Origin of the sequence: Stenotrophomonas capsici (genome assembly GCF_034961085.1) — a bacterium.
GTDB lineage: Bacteria > Pseudomonadota > Gammaproteobacteria > Xanthomonadales > Xanthomonadaceae > Stenotrophomonas > Stenotrophomonas capsici.
Genome location: NZ_JAYFUH010000166.1, coordinates 1 through 2,134, shown reverse-complemented (window position 1 = coordinate 2,134; position 2,134 = coordinate 1). Strand labels below are relative to the sequence as shown.

The window sequence follows — 2,134 nt, the reverse complement described above, 5'->3', positions numbered from 1 at the left end:
TGCCACTCCCCTCCGGGCCTCCATGGTACGGACCCTGTGGGTAAAGCCAACGGCAGCGCCGCATGGCTGCTTTTGTCCGCAAAAGGACACGGCATGGCCATCAGCTCGAAAAAAGCAGGACAACCCGCGACAATAGCGCTCCTTTTGTCTGAAGGTAGCTCCCGTCCATGTCCCGTACGTCGCTGACCCGCTTCCTGATCGAGGAAGAACAGAACAAGCGCATCAACGCCGACCTGCGCCAGCTGGTCGCGGTGGTCGCCCGCGCCTGCACCTCGATCGCCATCGCCGTCAGCAAGGGCGCCCTGGGGGGCGTGCTGGGCGATGCCGGCACCGGCAACGTGCAGGGCGAGGCGCAGAAGAAGCTGGACGTGATCTCCAACGAGATCCTGCTCGAAGCCAACGCCTGGGGTGGCCACCTGGCGGCCTGCGCCTCGGAGGAGATGGACCACAGCCAGCCGGTGCCGTCGGAATACCCGCAGGGTGACTTCCTGCTGCTGTTCGATCCGCTCGATGGCAGCTCCAACATCGACGTCAACGTCTCGGTCGGCACCATCTTCTCGGTGCTGCGCGCCCCGGCCGGCGTGAAGCAGCCCGGCGACGAACACTTCCTGCAGCCGGGCGTGCAGCAGGTGGCCGCCGGCTACTGCATCTACGGGCCGAGCACGATGCTGGTGCTGACCGTCGGCCATGGCACCCACGCCTTCACCCTGGACCGCGAGACCGGCGCCTTCATCCTGACCCAGCGCAACATGCAGGTCCCGGCGGACACCAAGGAGTTCGCGATCAACATGTCCAACCAGCGCCACTGGGAAGCGCCGATGCAGGGCTACGTGGCCGACCTGCTGGCCGGCAAGGAAGGCAGCCGCGGCAAGGACTTCAACATGCGCTGGATCGCCTCGATGGTGGCCGACGTGCATCGCATCCTGACCCGCGGCGGCATCTTCATCTATCCGTGGGACAAGAAGGACCCGGGCAAGGCCGGCAAGCTGCGCCTGATGTACGAAGCCAACCCGATGGCGCTGCTGGTCGAGCAGGCCGGCGGCGCCGCCACCAACGGCCGCGAGCGCATCCTCGACCTCCAGCCGACCCAGCTGCACCAGCGCGTGCCGGTGTTCCTCGGTTCGAAGAACGAGGTGGCGCAAGCCACCCGTTACCACACCGACCACGACGCCAACTGATCACCGCTCGCTGCAGCGGGGCCACGCTCCGCTGCAGCCCTCCCGGCAATGCACCGCCGGGAGGGCCTGGCACTACCCAAAGCAGGTGTTCCACGCCACCATCGGCCTCAGTTCTCCTGGGAACCACCGATGAGCGACGTGGATTTCATCGAGGTTTACGACGACGCGCTGTCCGCGCAGGACTGCGCGGCGATCGTGCAGCGCATGCAGCACAGCAACCAGCTGCAACCCGGCCGCGTGGGCGGCGGCGTGCATCCGGACCTCAAGCACAGCCGCGACCTGCGCATCAGCGGCAGCGAGGATTGGCGCGATGTCGACCAGCGCCTGCAGGTCGCCGTCTTCAATGGCCTGCTGCGTTATCTACGACGTTATCCACAGGCCCTGATCTCGCCGCTGATGTTGCAGGTCCCCGGCAGCGACGGCCAACCGCGCCGCCTCACCGCCGATGATTTCCCCGCCATGGACGAGCGCGCGTTGTCCGACCTGGCCCGCACCTGCCTGCGCCCGGGCGCGATCAACCTGCAGTGGTACACCGCGGGCGAGGGCGGCTACCCGTACTGGCATTGCGAGCTGTTCCCGCGCGACGCCAGCGGCGAAACCCTGCACCGTCACCTGCTGTGGACGCTCTACCTCAACGACGGCTTCGACGAAGGCCAGACCGAGTTCCTGTTCCAGCAACGCAAGGTTGCCCCGCGCACCGGCAGCCTGCTGATCGCACCGACCGCCTTCACCCACACCCATCGCGGCAACCGCCCGCAGGGCGGCGACAAGTTCATCGCCACCAGCTGGATCCTGTTCCAGTCCGCCCAGCGGCTGTACGGGCAGCCTTAGGCGCCACGTCCCCCTTCACGCGGCAGGCATTACGCTGCCCCGCACCCGGCCCGCATCACGCGAACACTGGAGCTCACCGATGAACTGGATCGCGCTTGCCGCGCTGTTGCTCGTCCTGGTCAATC

At 67.0% G+C, this 2,134-nt stretch carries 2 protein-coding genes; both read left to right on the top strand.

The features are described 5' to 3' along the window. Positions 1-167: 167 nt before the first annotated feature. Positions 168-1,178 (top strand): class 1 fructose-bisphosphatase, encoded by a 1,011-nt coding sequence (locus tag VA603_RS10710; protein WP_132864045.1) that lies wholly within the window; start codon positions 168-170, stop codon positions 1,176-1,178. 129 nt (positions 1,179-1,307) lie between these two features. Next, positions 1,308-2,009: a 2OG-Fe(II) oxygenase gene (locus tag VA603_RS10705; protein ID WP_192287183.1), complete on the top strand. Its 702-nt coding sequence runs from the start codon at positions 1,308-1,310 to the stop codon at positions 2,007-2,009. The last annotated feature ends 125 nt before the right edge of the window (positions 2,010-2,134 follow it).